Below are 2608 nucleotides of genomic sequence, written 5' to 3'. Positions count from 1 at the left end.
GGGCACACACATGGCAGACTGACGATTCACCGAAGCTCCGTAGGCACAGGGCGACTTGCGAGGTCACCCCGCTCAACGGAGCTTCGGTCTTCCACGTCACGGACCGCTCACCTGCGGAAACGTCTCAATCCCGGACCTTGCGTCAGCCCTCGCCGACCCCACACCACAGGGTTATTCATCGGCAGCCCCCTGCCCCGAACGCGGTCTCGTGGCCTTGGTGGTCTACCGTGGCCGAAGCGGCCGTCTCGTTCTGATGTTGCGTCACACCACGTCATGATCAAGGCGGCCGTCCTCATGCCCGCAGCCACCCCCCTCAAGCCACTGAACAGCAGCGATGAGCACCGGCAGGGCTATCTACAGCTGCCGTACGAGGGCAACGAACTTTGCAATCGCCCTGGGGCATTTGCCTCTAACCTGCGTGCGTCAAACACAGGACAATCAATCGGAGATTATACCAACTACATTCGCAGGAGGCACCGTGTCGAACCTGGTTCGCGCCGCACGTCGTATGCTCGGTATGAAGAGCAAGCTCAACAAGGCCGCTTACGCCATATACGTCTAGGCGGGAAAAATCGGTTGGTGCCCCAGCGGTATGGGTGGGGCACCAACCGAGGGCGTCACGCGGGGGCGATATTTGAGAGTTTTGGCAGTGTCATGACGCATAGGCCAGCGGCCTGGACTTGACTTCCCGGTTTTCCCGCGCCTTCTATGTGCATCCGTTTCCCCGATCCGATGGGTTCACGTTGTCGACAGGCACGATAGTATTTCACCCAGAGATTAGGCGTGTATACGAGTACGCTGGAAGCAGCATATTCCGCGTCGATAGAAATACCGTCGGAATAGGCGTGGGCAGTCTGGCTCGTGACGTGCTGAGCGCGCGACCAATACACGACTTCGAGCGCAGTGTTTTTAAACCCATTGCGAGATCTTCAGTGCCGCCGAGTTTTTCATCCGCTGTGATGAGGGCTTTGACGCAGGACGTGAAACGGGCGTTGGCATCTGATGAAGCTTCTATCCGGGCGGGAATGGAAGGCGTTTGGCCAAAGGCCGGGTATCGTTACCTGCATGGGCTGATTTATTCCGGAGACCTGAATTTTTCAAACAGCCTCTCGCGCTTCCCTACCGGACGATCATGGATGCGACGCAGGTCCTCAGCGAACGGATACGGTTCGCTTCTGCGTGACAGTGAAAGTCCATCCGCCCTGGCGAAAATGGTTGCTGAAGTACCCGAAGGGGAAAAAGGGCTTGCCATAGTCCTCTACCGTAGAGCCGTCTCAGCTCTCTGTTCATCCGCATCGGCACTCCTGACGAACACTCTGTGGCTTTCTTCCCCACTGAACCCGGGAGTTCCGATCGATAACATCGTCCTTGAGTCGTTGCGGCTTCTTCCTCCCGCCTGGATGTTGAGACGAAAGGCGAGCCGAGAGTACGCCGAAATAAACGATGCAATAAACGAATCCGACAATGTTTTCATATTCCCTTTCCTGATCCACCGGAACCCCGAAGCTTGGAGCAGTCCAGAGGTATTTGATCCCGATCGCTGGTACGACATCGAAGACCCCGACCTACTGGAAGACTATCTTCCGTTTGGATACACGAATAATCGATGCTGGGCTCGACACCTCATCCTGCAACTCGTGAAGAAAGTACTCCAGGAAGCCTCACGTATCGGGTTGTCGGCCGTCGAAAAGCAGGGAAAAGTAAAAGTACCACTAAATCCTCTTCTCTCGATTTCTTCACCAAAATTCCGAGCTTCACTCAACCAAGTCTGATCCAGAATCCGTCCGCAGCAACTTGCCAGGGCGATTCCAGAGTTCGTTGATCGTGGTGAGGAACAAGGCTCGTGCAACGATTATCGGAGACCGGGGGATCACGGATCTTTTCGGCCGATCTGATCGCTGAACCCGTCGCGGACCGTTGTGATACAAGCGGCACCAAGCAAGTCTTGATATCCCGGCGCAAACATTCAGCGGGTAATCGGAGCGTGACGGCATCGGGCTGCTGATGACATGTGGTAGGCGAGGTCGGACAGCGGTGGCCATGTGGTTGGATCATGGTGTGCCAGAGCCGGAGTCGATGTCGCGTGAGGCCCTGATCGCGCTGACGCGGCGCCAGGCCGAGGTGATCGCCCGCCAGGATGCCCAGATCACGATGCTGGCCACTCAACTCGCTGATGTCAGTGAGCGGTTGGAGCAGGCGCTGAAGAGGCTGGCGGAACTGGAGCATCTGCTCTCGCGGAACAGCGGCAACTCTTCTGTGCCGCCCTCGAAGGACGACGGTCCGGGCCGGACACCGTGGCGTAAGGATCGCAGGGCGAAGCCGTCCGGGCGGGGGAAGGGCAAGCAGCCCGGTGCGCCGGGAACCGCGCTGCGCTGGCGTGAAGAGGATGAACTCGATGACCACCAGGATCGTTATCCCGAGGGGGTGTGCGGGTGCGGTGCCAACCTGGCCGAAGCCGCTGACATGGGGGTCGTGGACCGCCCGGACCCGGCCAGCGGGCTCCTCCGCGTGCTCCAGCTCCCGCTTCCCGCGCGACACCGTGGACTCGGCCACCCCGGCCGCTCCGGCCACCATGCGGACCCCGCCGTGGCCCAGAACGCGGGCCGCG

1 protein-coding gene and 2 pseudogenes are annotated in these 2608 nt (G+C 59.3%); 2 read left to right on the top strand and 1 reads right to left on the bottom strand.

Features of this window, described 5'->3' with window-relative positions; genetic code table 11:
• Positions 1-845 precede the first annotated feature (845 nt).
• Both ABZZ74_RS53565 and ABZZ74_RS53560 read left to right on the top strand, forming a co-directional pair.
• Entirely contained in the window at positions 846-1772 is a 927-nt protein-coding gene (locus tag ABZZ74_RS53565) for a cytochrome P450 (protein WP_356951361.1), read from the top strand.
• Positions 1773-2004: 232 nt separating this feature from the next.
• Positions 2005-2304, top strand: a pseudogene (locus ABZZ74_RS53560) (DUF6444 domain-containing protein); the annotation flags it as partial.
• Between the two features lie 177 nt (positions 2305-2481).
• On the opposite strand, the pseudogene ABZZ74_RS53555 reads toward ABZZ74_RS53560, so the two are convergent.
• Positions 2482-2608 (bottom strand): annotated as a pseudogene (locus tag ABZZ74_RS53555) (ISAzo13 family transposase); the annotation flags it as partial.

Origin of the sequence: Streptomyces sp. NPDC006476, assembly GCF_040612015.1 — a bacterium.
GTDB lineage: Bacteria > Actinomycetota > Actinomycetes > Streptomycetales > Streptomycetaceae > Streptomyces > Streptomyces griseorubiginosus_B.
The sequence above is the reverse complement of the archived record's forward strand: the minus strand, read 5'-3'. Positions and strand labels throughout refer to the sequence as shown.